The following is a 20,721-nucleotide window of genomic DNA, read 5'->3' as shown; positions in this document are numbered from 1 at the left end:
TAATAATTGAATGAATTATCATTGATTATCATTCGCAATCAATGATAAGTGGCATGGAAAGGCATTGTCAATAGATGGCCTCTATATCTGTTGACATTTTCCTGACATTATTCAGTGCTATACTGATAGAAAAAACTAATTGTGAGGTGAGTGAGGCTGTGGCAAATATATTAATAGTGGAAGATGAGTATGCAATTAGTCAGGTTTTAACGGTTTATTTAAAAAAAGTAGGCTATGATGTAACACAATGCTTTCATGGTGGTCAAGCATTAGCAATGTTTCGTGAGGTACAGCCAGATTTAGTATTATTAGATATTATGCTGCCAGAGAAAAATGGTTGGCTAATTTTAAAGGAAATCAGAGAGCTAAGTGCTTGCCCAATTATTATGTTAACGGCATTAGGTGAGGTGAATAATCGTTTAGAGGGCTTTGAGCAAGGTGCAGATGATTATATTGCTAAACCTTTTATAGCAGATGAGGTTGTAGCAAGGGTAAAGGCAGTGTTACGACGTGCCACAGGGAATCTAGGTACATCCTCTATAAAGCGCTATGGAGCTCTTAAAATCGATAGTAAGGCACATCAGGTTTTTTTAGGAGAGGAAGAAATCGTGTTAACACCAAGAGATTTATCGGTGCTGTTGTTTTTAGCTGACCATCCTAATCAAACGTTTACACGTGAACAGCTTATTGAGCATATTTGGGGCTGGGAATATGAGGGGAGTGATCGAGCTGTTGATTTAGCTATTAAGAGGCTACGTAAGGCATTAAAGGAATGGGATGAAGCAGAGGGAGAAATAAAGACACTACGTGGATTGGGGTATCAGCTAAGTGTTTCAAAAAAATAAACGCATTTCATTACTCCATTACTGGACAAGCCGCTATTTACTAACACTTTTTATAGGGTTAGCGATTATTTCATTGATCTCTGCAGCGTGGATTCGTCATACAACATTTGAAAATCGCCTTGAAATGATGGAGTTTTTAGCAGATGAAACGGTCTATCGTTTAACAGATACATCTGGACCAAACGGTTTTCCAGGCTTTATCGGTGATCGAGAGCGTTTTAATATGAGGGAAATTGATCCAGTTTTATATGTGGTCGATACAGCAGGCAATCTATTAACAAGCAATCGTCCTGTACCACCAGAAAGCACAAAAAACTTTGCTAGCTTATTGGATGGGGAGGAAGGCACACAGGAAATAGCAGAGGAACAGGCATCTAGCAAGTATATTGTGAAACGAAAAATAGAAACGAATAACGAGCTTGTCGGCTGGGTGCTAGTGATGGAGAAAAAAGAGAATCTAACAAGGGTTCAACAAGCATATGGACAGCTTGCCTTATTAATTGGGACGTTAGCGGTGTTAGGCTGGATTGCTATTTATTTTTTATCAAAGCGTTTAGCACATCCTATTAAACAAGTAGCGGAAGCCGCAAAGCAGGTGCAGGAGGGCAATTATGCCATTGCTTTGCCTCAGGATAGTAAGGAAAAAGAGGTATATGAGCTTGTAACATCCTTTGAAAATATGGCACAGAAGCTAGAGCAATTGGAGAAAACACGAACGGAATTATTAGCAGGTGTGACTCATGAGCTGAAAACACCTGTAACATCTATAAGTGGCTTATTGCAAGCTGTTCAAGCTGGTGTTGTGACAGGACAGGATGCCATGGAATTTATTGATATGGCAATGGTTGAAACAATGAAGATGAAAACAATGGTTGGTGATTTACTGGCATTTAATCAATTTGCTGTTGATGCTATTCCAGTCAATCTGGAGCTTGTGAATGCTAATAAGCTTTTACGTGATGCAGTGATGCAGTGGAATGTGATGCAGGAAGAGGAGCGTGTAGATGTACAATTGCATTTACTGGAGCAAACTGTAATGATACAGGCAGATATTGTGCGTGTCCAACAAATCATTACAAATCTATTCACTAATGCTAAGCAGGCGATGGACAGCGGCACGATTACAATGATTGTTGTGGATCAAGAAACTACGCTATCCATTATGGTGAGGGATACGGGTAAGGGTATCCCGCTAGAGGATCAGCCATTTATTTTTGAGCGTTTTTATCGTGGTGAAAATAAAAAATATACTGTTAGGGGGCTAGGCTTAGGCCTACCACTTAGTAAAATGATGGCACAATCCATTGGCGGTGATTTATGCTTAATCGAAAGCACTCCATCTGGAACATGCTTTGAATTAGTATTACAAAAGGCTACTACGCAATAAGAAGGGCGTAGTAGCCTTTTTATGGCTGTCGGCAAAATAAAAGAAAACGATACAAACTATTTACTATATTAATTATAGCCAATCTTTTACATAAGCGATTAATCCTATAAATGCACCTATTCCTGTCCCAAAGAAAATTGGAATTATAATATTGGGGTTATGCCCTTTTTTATTTATTGTTTCATTATTATGACTCATTAAAATCCTCCCTCTATACAATCTTTATTCTCTATACGGAAAAATTAAGAAAATGTTTCAAATTCCTTTAAGAAAAGAAAATAGCAGGCTGACATCTGCCTGACACACAGCCCCTTTATAGTAGTTTATATAACCAATATCAGAACAAAGGAAAGGGTGAGCTATATGCCTATTGTTACTTCGTTTAACCCAAATGGTCGTAAGGAAATTAAGCAAGCAATCTCCTATCCAGATTATGCGTTATTAAAGGCTAAGCTTCAATATGTAATGCAGCTCGATAAGCATGCAGGCAAGGCTGGCAAATATTTAATTCGTAGTACATACTTCGATAATTTTGCCAATAAGGTGCTCAATGAGAAAAAAGAGGGCTATATCAATCGCGATAAATATCGAGTACGCATCTATGGTAAATCTAGTGCCATTATTAATCTGGAGCGAAAGAGTAAGCGCAATAATTTAACCTTTAAAACAAAATGTGCCATCTCACAAGCAGAGTATGAAAAGATGCGTATTGGAGATATAGTATGGATGGAGAAGGATAAACGTGAGCTTATTCAAGATTTATATCAAGAGATGTATTATAACCAGCTTCGACCAACAACAGTAGTGGATTATGAACGAGAAGCCTACATCTATCCATTTGGTAATGTGCGCGTAACTTTTGATAGTAAGGTGCAATCAAGTTTACGCAATACAGATATGTTTAATCCAGGCTTGCCGATGGTGGATGTGTTAGAGTCGAATCTTGTTATTTTAGAGGTAAAATATGATGAATATTTACCAGATATTATCAAGTATTTACTGCAATCTGTAGATACGCGTGCAGAGGCTTATTCAAAATATCAGCTTAGTCGTATGTACGACTAATATTAAAGGAGAAATAAACAATGGATACAATAAATTTTAGTGATATTTTTAAATCTAATTTTTTAGAAAAGACAACATCATTTTCATTGATTGATGCAATAATTGGCTTAGTAGTAGCATTTTTTATTGGGCTTTTTATTTATGTGGTTTATAAGAAAACCTTTAATGGTGTGATTTACTCACATTCCTTTAATATTTCATTGCTTATTATGACAATGGCAACAGCGCTTGTTATTATGGGTATTAGCTCCAATGTGCTGTTATCGCTTGGGATGGTTGGAGCCTTATCGATTGTGCGCTTCCGTACACCGATTAAGGACCCAATGGATTTAGTGTATATTTTCTGGGCAATTGTTTCTGGAATTTTATGTGGTGCAGGCTTTATTCCTTTAGTGATTATTGGCGCTGTCTTAATTGGGCTTGTATTGCTTGTATTTGTTAATAAAATTACTGTAGAAAATCCTTATTTATTAATTGTAAAGCTTGAGGAAGAGCTTGCGAATGCAGAGGTAGAACGTATTATTGCTACACAAACAAAAAAATTCGCCCTGAAATCAAAATCCATTATGCAGGCGGATGAAATTGAAACGACTTATGAAATTCGAATCAAGCAAAATGATGCCAAACTAATGGAGCATCTAACAAAAGTGCCTGGGGTTAAATCTGCCATTATGCTTAGCTATGATGGGAATTTCACAGCATAATAAAAGAGGTGCAGACTATGATAAAAACACGAATTGTCTATCTGTGGATGACAATACTGCTTCTTCTCTTTGCTGTGATATATGGTGTCCTTCCACATATAGGCATTGCAACGAAAAATACCGAGTTCTCTTATGAGAATATAGTATTTAATAAAAACAAAGTAACAGCGGTTGATATTGAAATAGCAGAGGAAGAATGGGCTGATATGCTTGAAAATGCAGCAGATGAGGAGCTAAAGCAGGCAACGATTACAGTGAATGGCAAGAAGGTAGAAAATGTTGCTATTCGCACAAAGGGCAATTCATCTTTGAATTCAGTTGTGAATAGTGACTCTGATCGCTATAGTTTAAAGATTGATTTTGATTATTATGATGGGGCACAGAGCTTATATGGCTTGAAAAAATTAAACTTAAATAATAATTATAGTGATACGACATTGATGCGAGAATATATTTCCTATGAGTTAATGGAGCAAATGGGCTTACCAACGCCAGCTCATTCTTATATGTATGTTACGGTCAATGGTGAGGAACGCGGCTTATTTTTAGGCGTAGAGGCAGTGGATGAAACATTTTTAGCTAATAACTATGGCACGAACGATGGTTTTTTATTCAAGCCAGATGGAACAGGCAGCGATTTAAAATATATTAGTGATGATATTACGGATTATACAGGTATTGGCTTAAAAACAAATGAAGGCAATATTGATGAATCGAAGCTTATTGAAATGCTGGATACTATTAATAATGGCGGAGATATTGAGAAATACATTGATGTGGATGAAATGCTACGTTACTTTGCTGTCAATACGGCACTTGTAAATTTAGATAGTTACCAAGGAATGACGAAGCATAATTACTACCTGTATGAACAAAATGGCGTGTTTTCTATTATTCCATGGGATTATAATCTAGCATTTGGTGGCTTTGGTGTTGGTGGTTTTGGGGGTGGTAGAATGGGTGGAGAAAATGATCAAAATCCAGCCAATGCTGCTACTAATAGGCAAAGACCATTTGCTCAAAATAATGAACAACCTGATCAGGCAGATGGTAGAGATAAACAAAGAGGTGGCGGCTTTGACATGGGAATGGGCATGTCGGGCAACCTATTAGATGAGAGTGCTATTAATTTTAGTATAACAACTCCTGTTTCTGGCACAACTTTAGAGGAACGGCCATTGCTTAATGCTTTACTTGCGAATGAGGAGTATCATGCGAAATATGAAAGCTATTTAGAGGAGATAGCAACCACTTATTTAACAGAGGAGTATATACAATCCATCACTAAAAATTTAGCGGTGCTATTAACAACCTATGTTGAGGCAGACCCTACTAAGTTCTCAACAACAGAGCAGTTTTTAGAGGCTGTGGAAGGGGAAAATAGCCTACCTGAGTTTGCCAAACAACGCTCGGATTCTATTTTAAAGCAGCTATCAGGAGAGCTTGTGGTGGAGGCAGCTACAACGACAAATATGCCAGCACCTAATGAAAATGGTGCTATGCCAGAAAACTTTGATCCAAGTCAGCTCCCAGAGGATTTTGATCCAGCACAAGTTCCACCATTTAACAGGGAAGGACAGAATGGCGAACCTATGCAACGTCCTGATGGAAATGGATTTCCAATGGGGATGCCAGGTGCAAATGGTGAAGCATCGAATCAAGCAACTGTTATTGATAAAAATACAGTACTTACAGTAACGGTATCCTTAGTATTACTCCTCCTAGCAATCTTATTTGTTGTTAAATTTAAACGTAGAGGCCGCTAAAAAATAACCATATCCAATGCGTTTGGATATGGTTATTGCCTTTTCTCATGCTAAAATAAAGCATTCTTTACCGAGGAGTCTTTTCTATGAATGAACATCAGTTTGATAAATATTTACGGATTAATACTGTAGGAGAACAATATGGATTCCCTAAGCTGTCACATTATCATCGCTATGAGCCAACACCATATATTGGGTTAGAACAATTATTTGCCGTATATGAGATGCCAGCCCACTCCGTTTTTATTGATATGGGATGTGGAAAAGGACGCGTGCCTATTTACGTACATCATAAATTTCATATCCCAACAATTGGCATAGAAATGGATGCTGGCTTTTATGCAGAGGCTGAGGAAAATAAGCAAAGCTATCTTCAAAAGAAACATGCTCATGCACCTATCTCGTTTATTCATACAATGGCTGAAGCTTATGAAGTAAAAGCTCGTGATAATGTCTTTTTCTTTTTTAATCCTTTTTCAGTTCATATTTTCCGTACAGTTATTAACAATATTTGGAAATCCTATGAGCGACGAATGCGAGATATTCATATTATTTTATATTACCCACCCTATGATTATTTACAATTTTTACATCATGGCACACCTTTTGAATTACTTCATGAGGTTCATTTAGAAAATGAAACAAATATTAATGAGCGCCTTTGTGTGTTTGTTTTAAAAAAAGCTTAGAGCTGGACTTCCATTGCTCTAAGCTTTTTAGATGTATTTTAATCATTATTTTCAGGGAAATAATCATCACCCTCTGTTTATATTAAATCGTAACTCTTGTATTACTTGTTAATTTTTTATGATAAGTTGGTATGCATGATAATTTTGTACTAGTTTATGAATAAAATTAATAGATAATTCGTAAAAAAATAATTATACTGAAAAATCACACTAGACTAAATATAAAGAATGTTTTACAATGTAAAAGGCTTAAATGAATACTATTTTTATTTTATTTAAGATAGTTATAAATAATTATTTTTGCTATTGAGGAAATGCGTTTGATTGTTTATAATTATCAGAAATATCTAATATTTGAAAAAATTTCAGGGGGAATTTAATTATGAAAGAGAGCAAAAAGCTTAAGAAGTTCGGTTCACTTTTAGTAGCATCATCATTGCTTGCTGGAGTTCTGGCAGGTTGCGGTAGCGGCGACGATTCAGGTTCTGGCGGAGGCTCATCTTCATCAGGAGGTGGCGGTTCATCTGACGGCGACACAATTAAAATCGGTGCAAACTTAGAGCTTTCAGGAAATGTAGCTTCCTACGGTTCCTCTATCGGACTAGGTGCAGAATTAGCTGTAAAAGAAATTAATGATAATGGCGGTATTGATGGTAAGAAAATTGAACTAATTAAAGTAGATAATAAATCTGAAAACTCGGAGGCAACTGCAGCGGCTATTAAGTTAATTACACAAGATAAGGTAGTAGCTATGCTAGCACCTGCCACTTCAGGTAATACAGTAGCAACTGTTCAAATTGCCAATGACAATAAGATTCCAATTGTTACTGGCTCTGGTACAGCGCCAAATATTACAGTAAATGAGGATGGCAGTGTTAACGAATATGCATTCCGTACATGCTTTATCGATCCTTTCCAAGGGATTGTAGCTGCTAACTTTGCTTCAAATGAGCTAGGGGCGAAAAATGTAGCTATTTTTGCTGATAATGCATCTGATTATGCAAAAGGCTTAGCAAAATCATTTAAAGAAACAATTACGGCAAATGGTGGGGAAGTTGTCGCTGAAGAAGCATATGTAGCGAAGGATGCAGACTTCCGTACACAGTTAACAAGTATTAAAGGAGCAAATCCAGACTTTATTTTTATCCCTGGTTATTATGAAGAGGTTGGTTTAATTGTTAAGCAAGCACGCGAAATGGGCATTGATGTACCTTTAATGGGTGCTGATGGTTGGGATTCACCAACTTTGGTAGAATTAGCTGGTGCAGAGGCATTGAATAACACATATATTACAAACCACTACTCTGCTGAAGACCCAGAGCCAAAAATTCAAGATTTCGTAAAGGCATTTAAAGAAGCAAATAGCGACAAAGCACCAGATGCATTTAATGCACTTGGTTATGACTCTATTTACTACATTGCAGATGCAATTAAGCGTGCAGGCTCTACAGATGGAGAAGCAATTAAAGATGCATTAGCTGACACAAAAGATCTTTCTTTAGTAACAGGTACTTTCTCAGTTGACAAAGATCATAACCCAATTAAAACAGCAACAGTTCTTGAATTTAAAGACGGTAAACAAGTGTTCAACTCTAAAGTTAATCCTTAATGTTTTGTAAGTAAGGGGGAGGCGGGTAAACACGCCTTCCTTTTTTATGCTGTAGATTACTAGAATTATAGTGAGAAGCATAAATTTTTATAGATGTATGCACTTATTTTTCAATTTTCAGAAAATTAAAAGGAGTGAACGCATATGGAATGGATACAGCAGCTTGTGAATGGTATTTCACTAGGTAGTATCTACGCGTTAATCGCGTTAGGGTATACAATGGTATACGGAATTATTAAGCTGATTAACTTTGCTCATGGTGATGTTTTCATGATTGGTTCATTTATCGGCTTCTATGCAATTGCTAGATGGGAGCTTGGCTTCTTTCCTGCATTGTTATTGGCGATGACAATCTGTGCGATTATGGGTGTTTTAATTGAACGTATTGCCTATAAACGTTTACGGAATGCCACGCGTATTGCTGCATTAATTACAGCAATTGGTGTATCGTTGTTAATTGAATATACAACAATTTTCTTCAGAGGCGCGCAACCAGCAGCCTATCCTGAAGTATTTAAAAATAAATCATTGGATATTTTTGGTGTACAAGTTAGTAGTACATCCATTTTAATTTTATCAGTCGCAGTTGTATTGATGATTCTTTTACAATTCATCGTACATAAAACAAAAATTGGAAAAGCGATGCGTGCCGTTTCTCACGATGCGGATGCAGCGCGTTTAATGGGGATTAATGTAGATAATACAATCTCTGCAACATTTGCCATTGGTTCAGCATTAGCTGGTGCAGCAGGTGTTATCTTTGGTATTTATTATACAAAGATTGATCCATTAATGGGGGTTATTCCAGGGGTGAAGGCATTTATTGCAGCCGTTCTTGGTGGTATTGGTATTATTCCTGGTGCGATGGTTGGCGGTATGCTACTTGGTGTTGTGGAATCATTAGTAAGTGCGCTTGGCTTCTCATTATGGCGGGATGCAGCGGCATTTGTTATTTTAATTTTAATCCTAATCTTCAGACCATCGGGTATCTTTGGTAAAAACGCCCGTGAGAAAGTGTAGGTGAGCGGTTTTATGAAAAAGTCTAAAGTTTTCTGGGGCTATGCCGTAATAGCGTTAGTCATCTATGCAGTTGTACAGCTATTAATTACAACAGGAGTAATTGATATCTATTATAAAAATATGCTGATTACAATGTGTATTAATATTATGCTGGCTGTCAGCTTGCATATTGTTATTGGCGTAACAGGGCAATTTTCGATTGGGCATGCTGGGTTCTTAGCGGTTGGGGCATATATATCCGCTATTATTACAACGAAGCTAATGCTGCCATTCCCACTAGCAATCCTATTAGGAGCAGTTGCAGCTGCAATTGCAGGGTTAATTGTAGGGATTCCGACATTACGTTTAAAAGGGGATTATTTAGCGATTGCGACACTAGGGTTTGCAGAGATTATTCGTATTATCTTTTTAAATACGGATTATGTCGGTGGTGCAGCAGGGATGCAGGTTAAGTATTTATCGAACTGGACATATGCATTCGTTGGTGTTGTATTAACAATTCTAGTGATCTCAAACTTTACAAATTCCCGTCACGGTCGTGCATGTATTTCTATTCGTGAGGATGAAGTTGCAGCGGATGCGATGGGTATTAATACAACTTACTATAAGGTTGTGGCATTTGTTATTGGCTCATTCTTTGCGGGGCTAGCTGGTGCAATATTTGCACATAACTTTTATATTATCCAACCAACGACATTCGGCTTCTTAAAGTCATTTGATATTTTAATTTATGTTGTACTTGGTGGTTTAGGAAGTCTTTCAGGATCAGTGATTGCAGCTATTTTCTTAACGGTTGTATCAGCATATCTAGCAAACTTCCCTGAAACACGTATGATTATTTATAGTTTAGTATTAATTATTGTGATGCTTTATCGTCCAACAGGATTAATGGGCACAAAGGAAATTACGGATTTATTTAAGTTTGGTAAAAAAGGAGGTACAAAATAATGACTGACAACCTTCTTATAAAAGTTGAAAATATGGGTATTCAATTTGGCGGCTTAAAGGCGGTACAGGGCGTTAATATGTACCTCAATAAAGGAGAACTCGTTGGGCTTATCGGTCCGAACGGTGCTGGAAAAACAACAAGCTTTAATATGTTAACGGGTGTTTATACACCAACAGAAGGTACAATTACATTTGATGGCTTGAAATTAAATGGGCTTGCACCTTATCAAGTAACGCAAAAAGGGATTAGCCGTACATTCCAAAATATTCGTCTATTTAAAGAGCTATCTGTATTAGATAATGTAAAGGTAGCCAATCACTCGCTTGCGAAGCATACGATGTGGTCTTCGATTTTCCGTTTGCCAGCACATTTTAAAGGTGAGGCAGAAATGGAAAACCAATCGATTGAATTTTTAAAAATCTTTGGCTTGGATGTCTATAAGGATGAGCTAGCAAAAAACTTACCATATGGGATGCAGCGTCGCTTAGAAATTGCTCGTGCACTTGCAGCGAAGCCAAAGCTGCTGCTATTGGATGAGCCAGCAGCGGGGATGAATCCGCAGGAAACACATGATTTAATGGAGTTAATTGCTTTTATTCGTAAAGAATTTGGCTTAACGATTTTACTAATTGAGCATGATATGAGCTTAGTTATGGGGATTTGTGAACGCATCTATGTACTCGATCACGGGCAATTAATCGCTGACGGGACACCAGAAGAAATTCGCAACAATCCAAAGGTAATTGAGGCATACCTTGGTGAGGAGGTTATCGGCTAATGCTAAAAGTACAAAATATAGATGTTTATTATGGCAATATTCAAGCATTAAAGGGCCTCTCTTTAGAAGTAAACGAGGGTGAAATTGTTACGTTAATCGGTGCGAATGGTGCTGGTAAAAGTACATTGCTCAAGACATTGTCAGGCTTGTTGAAGCCAAAGGGTGGCATTATTGAATACGAAGGCTTCTCAATTGCAGGAAAGGCAGCTCAAACAATTGTGAAGTCAGGTATTTCTCATGTTCCAGAAGGTCGTCGTGTTTTTGCCAATATGACGGTAGAGGAAAACTTAGAGCTTGGCGCTTATTTGCGTAATGATAAAGCAGGAATAAAAAAGGATATGGATCATGTTTTTGAGCTATTTCCTCGCCTATTAGAACGTCGCAAGCAGCAATCAGGTACATTATCAGGCGGTGAGCAACAAATGCTTGCAATGGGGCGTGCATTAATGGCAAAGCCGAAGCTATTATTAATGGATGAGCCTTCAATGGGTCTTGCACCGCTAATGGTTAAAAATATTTTCAATATTATTGAACAGGTCAATAAAGAGGGTACAACTGTCTTGCTTGTTGAGCAAAATGCTAATATGGCGTTATCTGTTGCTAACCGAGCGTATGTACTGGAAACAGGGAAAATTGTTTTATCAGGTACAGCGCAAGAGCTACAAGAGAGTGAACAAGTAAAAGCAGCTTATTTAGGTGGCTTGTAATATGAGAAAAGGGCATTTCAATACTTTTGAGATGTCCTTTTTGTCTTGCCTATAGATAGCCTAGTGGCGTAAAGTAACGAACAGGAGGGATGCTTTTTGAAGTATTCAGCACAATATTTTATTGAACAATTAAACCTAACTGAACATCCTGAAGGTGGCTATTATAAATCCTCTTTTCGTGCCTCAGATGAGATAGCTATAAGAGCTGTGCAAAGACCTATCTATACAAGTATTTATTTCTTGCTACGCTCACAGGATATATCGCATTTACATCGGCTACAATCAGATGAGCTATGGTATTATCATGCAGGTAGTCCACTTACAGTCCATATGATTTTCCCTGATGGCACATATGAGGCAAAAAAGCTGGGCTTGAATATAGAGGCAGGGGAAGTACCACAAATAGCTGTGCCTAAAAATACAATTTTTGGCTCATCTGTCGACGAAGCACAGACATTTAGCTTAGTTGGATGCATGGTTGCCCCAGGCTTTGATTTTGAGGATTTTGAATTGTTTACACAGGAGGAGCTATTGGCAGCTTATCCGCAGCATCAGGAAGTCATTTATAAAATGGCTTATAAAACAATTAAATAGGTGAACCACAATAAAAATCCATCAGCATTTTGATGGATTTCTATTATGATAGCTTGTTACCATAATATTTCTTCTGGGTATCTAAGTTGAATTTGTATATTGTGTAATGGTTGTTTTGTGGTAATAGCTGCGTCCATTAGCTGTGCCTTTAATGCTGCATATTCATGGTCCTCGATCATTAAACGCACTGCAAATGCAGCTAAATGAGCTTTACGCTCCTCCTTGCTTAATTGGAGATATTCTAGATTTAGCACATCGACATATTGTGTGGCATAACGAAAAGTTAATGGATGTTTAGTGTGAAGCATTTTTAAAAATACTTCATAGTCTTCATCATTAATTTCTTGCTCTAGACAATCCGCAATAGCTGCTTGAAATTTACGAATAGTAGCGATGTCATAATCCCACATAGATGAATTATTTAACTGCTGATGCAGATGAATAAAATCATTTAAGGCAATTGCACTAAAGATAATTTCAGGCCATAGTATTTCTGCTGCAAAATAGGCATTTTTATTTGGGAAGATTAACTCATGCTGTGTCAGAACATTTTTATTCAGTCCATTATTCACAAACTCTAAATGATGCTCACCAAGTACAGCATGTCTTAGCTTATAGCAAACACTTAAAATACGTAGCCGAGGACCTTGATAATCATAGTATTTATTTTCATCCCCAGTTACCTTATAAATAGCATTTACTAGTTCATCTAAGTCCCAAAAATCGCCACTAATTCGTACTCCTGTTAGTTGTGCAGTGCTGCGAATAGCAATCATAGTCCTCGCACCTCCCCTTTAATAGCTTATTTCGGTGTGTAGTTGAGTAGTTTAAATAATTCTGCTCGTTCTTTATCTGTTAAATCACGCCATTGCCCAACCTTTAAATTACCAAGCTTAATATTCATAATACGAATTCGCTGTAGGCGCTTCACAGAGTAGCCTAGTGCTGAACACATTCGGCGTATTTGACGATTTAAGCCTTGCTCCAGAATAATTTTAAAGACTTTGTCTGATATTTTTTCAACATGACAAGGTAATGTTGTTGTATCTAAAATATTGACACCTGCACTCATTTTTTTAATAAAGTGCTCTGTTATCGATTTATCAACTTGCACAATGTATTCTTTTTCATGATGGTTTTCAGCACGTAAAATTTTATTAACGATATCCCCATCATTGGTTAATAATAATAATCCCTCAGATTCTTTATCAAGCCTTCCAATATGGAAAATACGTAATGGATGATTGACAAAGTCAACGACATTTCCTTTAATATGACGCTCTGTTGTACTGGTAATGCCGACAGGCTTATTAAGGGCAATATAAACAAGCTGTTGTTCTTTCTTTACCTCTTTTCCATCAACACAAACAATATCACCAGCCTCAACTTGACTGCCGACTGTAGCAAGCTCTCCATTAATCGTTACTTTCCCCTCAGCAATCCATTTATCCGCACCACGGCGAGATATAATGCCTGTTTCACTTAAATATTTATTAATACGCATATTGTTCTCCTATATTTTATATTAATTTAAGTATACCTTAACGTTATGGAGAACGTGAATGCTAGAAGCTTTTCTAATGAAAATAAATTAGATGGAATTTTTTTCGGAAAAGTTGAAATTATTTTTTGTTTCTGACAATATAATAGGTGAGAGGGTTTCTATAAAAATATTGTTATTTCGATATAAAATAATGTTTTTTGTAGATGATTCTCATTAAATTGTGTAAAGGGGAGAAGTAAAATGGTTTATGCATTTCCAAACACTGAAGGATCGGTAGTTCAATTCAAAGAGAAGTATGACAATTATATTGGTGGCGAATGGACACCCCCAGTGAAAGGTCAATACTTTGATAATGTTACTCCTGTTACCGGACAAGTTTTTACACAAATAGCACGTTCCACAGCTGAGGATATTGAACTCGCAGTTGATGCAGCTCATGCAGCTAAAGAGGCATGGGGAACAACGTCACCGACAGAGCGTGCAAACATTTTACTTAAAATTGCAGACCGTATTGAGCAAAATTTAGAAAAGCTAGCCGTTGCCGAAACATGGGATAATGGTAAAGCAGTACGTGAAACATTAAATGCAGATATTCCTCTTGCGATTGATCATTTCCGTTATTTTGCTGGTGCTTTACGTGCCCAAGATGGTTCAATAAGCCAAATTGATAACGATACAGTTGCCTATCATTTCCATGAGCCAATTGGAGTAGTAGGTCAAATTATTCCATGGAACTTCCCAATTTTAATGGCTACGTGGAAGCTTGCACCAGCGCTTGCGGCTGGAAATTGTGTTGTATTAAAACCAGCAGAACAAACACCAGCATCGATTTTGGTGCTGTTAGAGTTAATAGAAGATTTATTACCACCGGGTGTCTTAAACGTTGTCAATGGATTTGGCTTAGAGGCTGGGAAGCCGCTTGCATCTAATCCACGTATTGGCAAGATTGCCTTTACAGGTGAAACGACAACAGGTCGCTTAATTATGCAATATGCTTCTCAAAACCTTATTCCTGTAACATTAGAATTAGGTGGTAAATCCCCAAATATCTTCTTTGAGGATATTATGGATGAAGATGATTCCTTCTTAGATAAAGCAGTAGAAGGCTTTGTATTATTTGCGCTAAACCAAGGGGAAGTATGTACATGTCCTTCTCGTGCCCTAATTCAGGAGTCCATTTACGATAAATTTATGGAGCGTGTTTTACAGCGTGTAGAGGCTATTAAAGTTGGTAACCCACTTGATCCAAATACAATGATGGGTGCACAGGCTTCAAGCGAGCAAATGGAAAAAATTCTTTCATATTTAGATATCGGTAAGCAGGAAGGTGCTGAATGTCTAATTGGAGGGGAGAAAAATAATGTAGGCGAAGGCTTTGAAAATGGCTACTACATTAAACCAACTGTCTTCAAGGGGCATAATAAAATGCGTATTTTCCAAGAGGAAATTTTCGGACCAGTTGTTGCAGTAACAACGTTTAAAACGAAAGAGGAAGCATTAGAAATCGCTAATGATACATTATATGGTTTAGGCTCAGGTATTTGGACAAGAGATATGAATACAGCCTACCGCTTTGGTCGTGGTATTGAAGCAGGGCGTGTTTGGACAAACTGTTACCACGCTTATCCTGCACATGCTGCATTTGGCGGTTATAAAATGTCTGGTGTCGGCCGTGAAAACCATAAAATGATGCTAGCTCATTACCAACAAACGAAAAACCTACTTGTTAGCTATAGCGAAAACAAACTTGGCTTCTTCTAATTGATAGGGAGGTGCATAGGTGTGGTTGAACGAGTATTAGCTACAGCAGAAGCACTGGCACTAATCGATTCATTAAAAGAAAAGCATGGTCCTATTATATTTCATCAATCTGGAGGCTGCTGTGATGGCTCATCACCAATGTGTTATCCAGAGGGTGAATTACTATTAGGCGATCAGGATGTATGCCTTGGGGAAATAGGCGGTACGCCCTTCTATATGCATAAAAATCAATATGATTACTGGAAGCATACCCAAATTATTTTAGATGTTGTTGATGGCAGGGGTGGAATGTTTTCATTAGAGGGTGTAGAAGGGAAACGCTTTTTAACAAGATCGAGGGCATTTTCATCAGAGGAGCTACAAGAGCTAGGGTTAATTGAATAAAATATGGGACAGCGGCAGCAAGATATGCCGCTGTTTTTTATTGTATGTACATCTTTAGCTTTTAGAGAAGAGGCTATGTAATGCGATGGTCTTCGGCGAGTTGCGTAAAGATAAAAATAACTGAAAGCGCTCATTTAAAGTCACTGTAAATAATAACTTTTTAGTGGTTTTTGCGATCAACGTAAACATCTCCCTTTTATCCTGTATGAACAGGTTGTAAGACCTTCACTGATTGAAGGTTCACTTTATGCTGTTGATATTCCTTATTAAACCAAATAAATCAGGTAACATATATTAAATTAAGTTTACTTTTTATGTTAATTGTTACAAGAAAGTGAATCTTTCTAGCGTTATGTAACGTAAATTGAGAAAAGGAGTGACCAATAATGGATTACGTGATGATTGAAAATCAATTGACAAATACAGTTGAGAATATATCAAAAGCTGCTGGTTGGACAGTTGATCGCAAGATTATTTTAGCCATTGCTAGTACATTTCTAGCTTCAGGAAAAACATTTGATGCAGATAAGTATAAAGCAGTATTGCAGGAAATGAAGAAGCAGAGCTCATGGATGTCCCCTTTACGAACAACGGTTGGCTATAGCATCGCTGCAAATTTAATGGAGCAGGAGGATGCAGAAAAGGCAGTTAAGGATTTATTAACAAATGTAAATATTTTAAAAGAGGCAAAATTCAGAAGTGGCAATTTTAGCTTTATTGGTGCACAGTTTTTAACGGAGAACGAATATGAGAAAAAGACGCATGCTCAAAAGGCTAGAGCTTTATTTGATGCAATTCGTAAGCATCATCCATTTTTAACATCTTATGAGGACATTCCTTATGCGATTTTATTGAGCAGTCCATCTGACGATATTGAGCTACGCGCAGATACAATGAATCGTTACTATAAAGAATTACGAACATATAGATTTACAACTGGTAATGACCTGCAATGGCTTTCACAAGTTTTAACGCTGCTATCTCCGCAATATGATCATCAGCTAGTAGCAAGCGTTGTAGCGATCCGTGATACATTCAAAAAACAACAGACAAAAGTAAAGACTATGCATTACCCTCTACTTGGATTTTTAGCAATACTTGATCTTAATCAAACACAGCTTCAGGATATTATTGACTTGTACCATGAATTAAAGAGTTTAAAATTATTAAAATGGCATCGTGAGTTCGTGCTCTTTATGGCTGTGCAAATTGCTATTTACGATATAGCAAATGTACAACAATCGTTGTCGATGACAATGATGGCCTCCATAGAATTATTAATTCAGGCACAGCAAGCAGCGATGATGGCAGCAGTTAGTGCAGCCGCCATAGCATCTAATTCTAGTTCTTCATGATAAAATAAAGAAGAACTTGATTATTTGGAGGTGCATGGAAAGATGAAGGAAACAAAACTATGGATAGATGGTCAATGGCAGGCTACGGAGGATAGCTATAAGCTAATATCTCCATATAGTGGAGATGTTGTTGCCCACGTAGCAAAGGCATCCATTCAAGATGTGGAGAGAGCTATCGAAGGTGCACAACGGACATTTCAAACATTTAAAAAGACAACAGCCTATGAGCGTGCCGAAATATTATATAGAGTAGTCGACATTATGCGACAACGCAAAGAGGAGTTTGCAGAGATTTTAGCATTAGAGGCAGGGAAACCTTTAACGGCAGGATTAGCTGAAGTTGAACGTACCATTGCAACATATCAATTTGCGGCAGAAGGTGCTAAGCAAGCGAAAGGTGAAACTGTACCAATGGATGCAGCACCGGGAGCAGGAGATTATATTGGCTGGACAAAGCGAGAGCCATTAGGTGTTATTTCAGCTATTACGCCATTTAATTTTCCATTTAATTTAGTAGCGCATAAATTAGGTCCAGCATTTGCAGTAGGGAATACAGTTGTGTTAAAGCCAGCGACACAAACGCCATTAAGTGCCCTGACAATGGCAGAGATTTTTAAAGAGGCAGGCTTACCAGATGGTGCGTTACAAATAGTGACAGGCAGTGGTGGTGAATTAAGTGATACGCTTATTACACATCCATATGTTAAAAAGGTAACATTTACAGGTAGCGGTAAGGTTGGCTTAGGTATAAAAGAAAAAGTAGGCTTGCGGAAGGTAACATTAGAGCTTGGCTCCAACGCAGCAGTAATTGTTGAACCATCGACACCAATCGATAAAGTTATTAAACGCTGTGTAGGTGGGGCATTTAACTTTGCCGGACAAGTATGTATTTCATTACAGCGCATTTATGTACACGCCTCGATTATTGATGAATTTACAAAAGCGTTTGTAGAAGAAACTAAAAAGCTTGTCGTAGGTGATCCATTCGATAAAAATACGGATGTTAGTGCCATGATCCATCCAAACGAGATTGAACGAATAAAGGGATGGATTGAGGAGGCTCAAGCACAAGGTGCTGTTATGGCAACAGGTGGTGTCTTTACGGAGCGTACTTTAACGCCAACTGTTATGACAAATGTAAAGGCGGATATGAAAATTATTTGTCAGGAAACATTCGCACCAATCGTGTCAATTGTTTCATATGAAACATTAGACGACGCTATTCGACTTGTTAATAACTCAGACCTTGGCTTAAATGCAGGAATTTACACGAATATACTATCAGACGCTCTATACGCAGCAGAGGAGCTACAGGCAGGTGCTGTCATTATTAATGATATTCCAACCTTTAGGGTAGACAATATGCCGTACGGTGGTGTAAAGATGAGTGGTTATGGACGCGAAGGTATTAAATGGGCGATTGAGGAAATGACAGATATGAAATTTGTTACGATGAAAAAGTCGTTCTAAATTTGCATCAGCACTTTTTCTGCGATACGATGACGACAGAATATACATGAAGGGGAGTTACTAGAACTATGACAAACAACGCTGTACCCATGAGCCAATCACGTACGGTTCAATCACGTCTCGTATTACCTCCAGATACAAATTACCACAACTCCATTTTTGGTGGAAGAGTGTTAGCCTATATTGATGAAATTGCTGCTATTACAGCAATGAAGCATGCAAAAGGACAGGTAGTAACAGCTTCAATTGATTCAGTTGACTTTTTATCCGCAGCACATGTAGGAGATATTCTTGAAATAGAAAGTATTGTATCCTCTACTGGACGTTCTTCCATGGAGGTTTATGTGCGCGTTATTTCTCGCAATATAGAAACGGGAGAAGAAAAGCTAACAACAGAATCATTTGTAACGATGGTGGCAGTAGACGAAAAAGGAAAACCAACACCAGTGCCTGCTATTTATCCTGAAACAGATGAGGAGAAGCGCTTATTTGAAACAGGGCCAGCAAGACGCGAGCACCGTAAACAAAAGCGTGCTTTGCCTCATTAAATAGAAAGGGAACTTCACTGACAATAGTGATGTTCCCCTTTTTTTGCTAGATATTTAGTTCATTGACTACATTAATCAGTGAATCAGATGATGAAGAAACAAGTGTAGCCCCTTGTGATAGCTCAGTAATTAAATTAGAAATCGCTGAAATATCCCTCGATGTATTCATATATTGCTGTTGAATACCTGCGACAGCGTCAGCAATATCATTAAACGATTTCGATAAATTTCCTTGGGTAGCAACACTATGTTGAATTTTTTCATCAACATTTAGCACAGAATTCGACATTGTTGTAATATTGCTTTCAGTTTCTTTAATAAGATGCGAAACATTTTGTACGGCATTTTTTGTTTCTTCTGCAAGCTTGCGAACTTCCTCTGCTACAACTGCGAAGCCTTTGCCATGTTCTCCTGCACGAGCCGCTTCAATAGATGCGTTTAAGGCTAATAGATTTGTTTGATCGGCAATGCCTGTGACAAGCCCAACAATTTCAGAAATCTTTTGAGAGGATGTACGCAGCTGGGTCATTGTCACGTCAAGGCTATTAACGCTTTGTAAAATAACTTGTATTAAATTATTTTGTTCTTGCAACTGTTGTTGCCCACGTCTTGACTTTTCCTGTGTATCTGCAACGAAGTTTAAGCCCTGCTTTGTTGCCACTGCAATATCATCTGTTTGAGAGGAAATCACTAATAATGAGGCTGCTGTTTCCTCACTAATCGAGTTCAACTCCTCAGCCGTACTTTGAATAGTTGTGACAAGGGCATGTTTCATTTCATCTGTCGCTTTGCGAATACGCTCTTCTTCTTTTTCATATGCCTCGATAACAAGCTGCTGCTCTAAATTAATAATTTTACTAAAAGCATTAATAGCACGGATTGCATCATGCTTTGAAATATCAAGGTCATTCACAAAATTTGCAAATGTGGTAGTGAGTGATTGGAAGGATGCAATATACCATTTTGATTGCAAGCCAATTCGAACGTGAGCCTCGGCAATAGCTTTTCGTTCATGAATGTAAGCGCTGTTAATATGGCTTTCAAAAATATCACTTAAATGCTTATGAAGTGTAATTTTTAAACGATCAATATGGGATGTTCGATTAATAATATCAAGTAAATCTTGACTTAAACTAATCGCTGCGTAAAATTGCTCCACCATTGTTGGAATCAAGTCTTTTGCTAATGGCTGTAATTGCTTAATAATCGCTAAATCCTCAATTGTTAAATTTAAAAGCTGTAATTGTTTTTGAAGAATTGGATGGTTGGAAACCTCCAATTGTACAGTCCCCTTAAAATTTTCAGGCGTTAAAACAACTGAGTAGCTTGGACTACTATTTTTTGTAAACCAACTCATTATTGATTGCTCCATTCTTAATATCTATAATAATTAAACATCAAATATACTTTTGTCATTTATCAACATATGGTATTAAATCTATTTTACTATTTTTTGTTGGATATTTGGTTATAAATTTGGTTTATTTCTTTATTTTTTTACTTGCCTATTTGTTTATATTGCCAGCAAAGGAAATTTGAATTTAGTATGGGAAACCTGTAAAATACGAACTGTTTATGGTAGTAGA

The 20,721-nt window shown here is 37.4% G+C and carries 21 protein-coding genes; 17 read left to right on the top strand and 4 right to left on the bottom strand.

Annotation, left to right across the window (positions count from 1 at the left end):
* Positions 1 to 158: 158 nt before the first annotated feature.
* Both MHB42_RS19935 and MHB42_RS19930 read left to right on the top strand, forming a co-directional pair.
* Positions 159 to 845 (top strand): response regulator transcription factor, encoded by a 687-nt coding sequence (locus MHB42_RS19935; protein WP_340808376.1) that lies wholly within the window; start codon positions 159 to 161, stop codon positions 843 to 845.
* Entirely contained in the window at positions 829 to 2,232 is a 1,404-nt protein-coding gene (locus MHB42_RS19930; protein ID WP_340808375.1) for a HAMP domain-containing sensor histidine kinase, read from the top strand. Before MHB42_RS19935 ends, MHB42_RS19930 begins: the two co-directional genes overlap by 17 nt.
* A 72-nt stretch (positions 2,233 to 2,304) precedes the next feature.
* Here the strand turns inward: MHB42_RS19930 and MHB42_RS19925 are convergent, their stop codons facing one another.
* Positions 2,305 to 2,430: a hypothetical protein gene (locus tag MHB42_RS19925; RefSeq protein WP_340808373.1), complete on the bottom strand. Its 126-nt coding sequence runs from the start codon at positions 2,428 to 2,430 to the stop codon at positions 2,305 to 2,307.
* Between the two features lie 165 nt (positions 2,431 to 2,595).
* Between MHB42_RS19925 and MHB42_RS19920 the strand changes: the two genes are divergently transcribed.
* The 10 genes from MHB42_RS19920 (at position 2,596) to MHB42_RS19875 (ending at position 12,113) form a co-directional block, all read left to right on the top strand.
* On the top strand, positions 2,596 to 3,297 hold the full coding sequence (locus MHB42_RS19920; protein WP_340808372.1) for a polyphosphate polymerase domain-containing protein: 702 nt from the start codon (positions 2,596 to 2,598) through the stop codon (positions 3,295 to 3,297).
* Between the two features lie 20 nt (positions 3,298 to 3,317).
* On the top strand, positions 3,318 to 4,001 hold the full coding sequence (locus tag MHB42_RS19915) for a DUF4956 domain-containing protein (RefSeq protein WP_340808371.1): 684 nt from the start codon (positions 3,318 to 3,320) through the stop codon (positions 3,999 to 4,001).
* Positions 4,002 to 4,018: 17 nt separating this feature from the next.
* Positions 4,019 to 5,767, top strand: coding sequence for a CotH kinase family protein (locus MHB42_RS19910; RefSeq protein ID WP_340808369.1), 1,749 nt, complete (start codon positions 4,019 to 4,021; stop codon positions 5,765 to 5,767).
* An 86-nt stretch (positions 5,768 to 5,853) separates the two neighbouring features.
* A complete protein-coding gene (locus tag MHB42_RS19905; RefSeq protein WP_340808367.1) occupies positions 5,854 to 6,456 on the top strand; it encodes a class I SAM-dependent methyltransferase in 603 nt (200 codons plus the stop codon).
* A 382-nt stretch (positions 6,457 to 6,838) separates the two neighbouring features.
* Positions 6,839 to 8,065 carry an ABC transporter substrate-binding protein gene (locus MHB42_RS19900; RefSeq protein ID WP_340808366.1) on the top strand — a complete coding sequence of 409 codons (1,227 nt, stop codon included), beginning with the start codon at positions 6,839 to 6,841 and terminating at the stop codon, positions 8,063 to 8,065.
* Between the two features lie 144 nt (positions 8,066 to 8,209).
* Positions 8,210 to 9,085, top strand: a complete 876-nt coding sequence (locus MHB42_RS19895) for a branched-chain amino acid ABC transporter permease (protein ID WP_340808364.1) — start codon at positions 8,210 to 8,212, stop codon at positions 9,083 to 9,085.
* A gap of 12 nt (positions 9,086 to 9,097) precedes the next feature.
* Positions 9,098 to 10,033, top strand: a complete 936-nt coding sequence (locus MHB42_RS19890; protein ID WP_340808362.1) for a branched-chain amino acid ABC transporter permease — start codon at positions 9,098 to 9,100, stop codon at positions 10,031 to 10,033.
* Positions 10,033 to 10,812 carry an ABC transporter ATP-binding protein gene (locus MHB42_RS19885; protein ID WP_340808360.1) on the top strand — a complete coding sequence of 260 codons (780 nt, stop codon included), beginning with the start codon at positions 10,033 to 10,035 and terminating at the stop codon, positions 10,810 to 10,812. Before MHB42_RS19890 ends, MHB42_RS19885 begins: the two co-directional genes overlap by 1 nt.
* On the top strand, positions 10,812 to 11,519 hold the full coding sequence (locus MHB42_RS19880; RefSeq protein ID WP_053997189.1) for an ABC transporter ATP-binding protein: 708 nt from the start codon (positions 10,812 to 10,814) through the stop codon (positions 11,517 to 11,519). The genes MHB42_RS19885 and MHB42_RS19880 overlap by 1 nt, the downstream gene beginning before the upstream one ends.
* Before the next feature lie 96 nt (positions 11,520 to 11,615).
* The gene (locus tag MHB42_RS19875) at positions 11,616 to 12,113 is read left to right on the top strand and encodes a cupin domain-containing protein (RefSeq protein ID WP_340808357.1); all 498 of its coding nucleotides are present in this window, start codon (positions 11,616 to 11,618) and stop codon (positions 12,111 to 12,113) included.
* A 56-nt stretch (positions 12,114 to 12,169) separates the two neighbouring features.
* Here MHB42_RS19875 and MHB42_RS19870 read toward each other — a convergent pair whose 3' ends face one another.
* Both MHB42_RS19870 and rluF read right to left on the bottom strand, forming a co-directional pair.
* Entirely contained in the window at positions 12,170 to 12,889 is a 720-nt protein-coding gene (locus tag MHB42_RS19870; protein WP_340808355.1) for a DUF6904 family protein, read from the bottom strand.
* A gap of 26 nt (positions 12,890 to 12,915) precedes the next feature.
* A complete protein-coding gene (rluF, locus tag MHB42_RS19865) occupies positions 12,916 to 13,617 on the bottom strand; it encodes a 23S rRNA pseudouridine(2604) synthase RluF (protein ID WP_340808353.1) in 702 nt (233 codons plus the stop codon).
* 240 nt (positions 13,618 to 13,857) lie between these two features.
* On the opposite strand from rluF, the gene adh reads away from it, so the two are divergent.
* The 5 genes from adh (at position 13,858) to MHB42_RS19840 (ending at position 19,135) form a co-directional block, all read left to right on the top strand.
* Entirely contained in the window at positions 13,858 to 15,378 is a 1,521-nt protein-coding gene (gene adh / locus MHB42_RS19860) for an aldehyde dehydrogenase (protein WP_340808351.1), read from the top strand.
* 21 nt (positions 15,379 to 15,399) lie between these two features.
* Complete coding sequence (locus MHB42_RS19855; protein WP_340808349.1) at positions 15,400 to 15,762, top strand: DUF779 domain-containing protein; 363 nt, start codon at positions 15,400 to 15,402, stop codon at positions 15,760 to 15,762.
* A 386-nt stretch (positions 15,763 to 16,148) separates the two neighbouring features.
* Positions 16,149 to 17,117 (top strand): DUF4003 family protein, encoded by a 969-nt coding sequence (locus MHB42_RS19850; RefSeq protein WP_340808347.1) that lies wholly within the window; start codon positions 16,149 to 16,151, stop codon positions 17,115 to 17,117.
* Positions 17,118 to 17,159: 42 nt separating this feature from the next.
* A complete protein-coding gene (locus MHB42_RS19845; RefSeq protein ID WP_340808344.1) occupies positions 17,160 to 18,587 on the top strand; it encodes an aldehyde dehydrogenase family protein in 1,428 nt (475 codons plus the stop codon).
* A 68-nt stretch (positions 18,588 to 18,655) separates the two neighbouring features.
* Positions 18,656 to 19,135: an acyl-CoA thioesterase gene (locus MHB42_RS19840; protein WP_340808342.1), complete on the top strand. Its 480-nt coding sequence runs from the start codon at positions 18,656 to 18,658 to the stop codon at positions 19,133 to 19,135.
* A 46-nt stretch (positions 19,136 to 19,181) separates the two neighbouring features.
* On the opposite strand, the gene MHB42_RS19835 is transcribed toward MHB42_RS19840, so the two are convergent.
* Positions 19,182 to 20,492 carry a globin-coupled sensor protein gene (locus tag MHB42_RS19835; RefSeq protein ID WP_340808340.1) on the bottom strand — a complete coding sequence of 437 codons (1,311 nt, stop codon included), beginning with the start codon at positions 20,490 to 20,492 and terminating at the stop codon, positions 19,182 to 19,184.
* Positions 20,493 to 20,721: the final 229 nt, after the last annotated feature.

Origin of the sequence: Lysinibacillus sp. FSL K6-0232, from assembly GCF_038008325.1 — a bacterium.
GTDB lineage: Bacteria > Bacillota > Bacilli > Bacillales_A > Planococcaceae > Lysinibacillus.
Note: the sequence above shows the minus strand (reverse complement) of the source record. Positions and strands in the feature narration are given on the sequence as shown.

Excerpts from the sequence above, each read along its gene's own strand:
- MHB42_RS19880 (WP_053997189.1), top strand. The coding sequence starts at position 10,812 with ATGCTAAAAGTACAAAATATAGATGTTTATTATGGCAATATTCAAGCA.
- MHB42_RS19890 (WP_340808362.1), top strand. The coding sequence starts at position 9,098 with ATGAAAAAGTCTAAAGTTTTCTGGGGCTATGCCGTAATAGCGTTAGTC.
- MHB42_RS19895 (WP_340808364.1), top strand. The coding sequence starts at position 8,210 with ATGGAATGGATACAGCAGCTTGTGAATGGTATTTCACTAGGTAGTATC.
- MHB42_RS19885 (WP_340808360.1), top strand. The coding sequence starts at position 10,033 with ATGACTGACAACCTTCTTATAAAAGTTGAAAATATGGGTATTCAATTT.
- MHB42_RS19925 (WP_340808373.1), bottom strand. The coding sequence starts at position 2,430 with ATGAGTCATAATAATGAAACAATAAATAAAAAAGGGCATAACCCCAAT.
- adh (WP_340808351.1), top strand. The coding sequence starts at position 13,858 with ATGGTTTATGCATTTCCAAACACTGAAGGATCGGTAGTTCAATTCAAA.
- MHB42_RS19920 (WP_340808372.1), top strand. The coding sequence starts at position 2,596 with ATGCCTATTGTTACTTCGTTTAACCCAAATGGTCGTAAGGAAATTAAG.
- rluF (WP_340808353.1), bottom strand. The coding sequence starts at position 13,617 with ATGCGTATTAATAAATATTTAAGTGAAACAGGCATTATATCTCGCCGT.
- MHB42_RS19850 (WP_340808347.1), top strand. The coding sequence starts at position 16,149 with ATGGATTACGTGATGATTGAAAATCAATTGACAAATACAGTTGAGAAT.
- MHB42_RS19845 (WP_340808344.1), top strand. The coding sequence starts at position 17,160 with ATGAAGGAAACAAAACTATGGATAGATGGTCAATGGCAGGCTACGGAG.
- MHB42_RS19905 (WP_340808367.1), top strand. The coding sequence starts at position 5,854 with ATGAATGAACATCAGTTTGATAAATATTTACGGATTAATACTGTAGGA.
- MHB42_RS19900 (WP_340808366.1), top strand. The coding sequence starts at position 6,839 with ATGAAAGAGAGCAAAAAGCTTAAGAAGTTCGGTTCACTTTTAGTAGCA.
- MHB42_RS19835 (WP_340808340.1), bottom strand. The coding sequence starts at position 20,492 with ATGAGTTGGTTTACAAAAAATAGTAGTCCAAGCTACTCAGTTGTTTTA.
- MHB42_RS19910 (WP_340808369.1), top strand. The coding sequence starts at position 4,019 with ATGATAAAAACACGAATTGTCTATCTGTGGATGACAATACTGCTTCTT.
- MHB42_RS19840 (WP_340808342.1), top strand. The coding sequence starts at position 18,656 with ATGACAAACAACGCTGTACCCATGAGCCAATCACGTACGGTTCAATCA.
- MHB42_RS19870 (WP_340808355.1), bottom strand. The coding sequence starts at position 12,889 with ATGATTGCTATTCGCAGCACTGCACAACTAACAGGAGTACGAATTAGT.
- MHB42_RS19915 (WP_340808371.1), top strand. The coding sequence starts at position 3,318 with ATGGATACAATAAATTTTAGTGATATTTTTAAATCTAATTTTTTAGAA.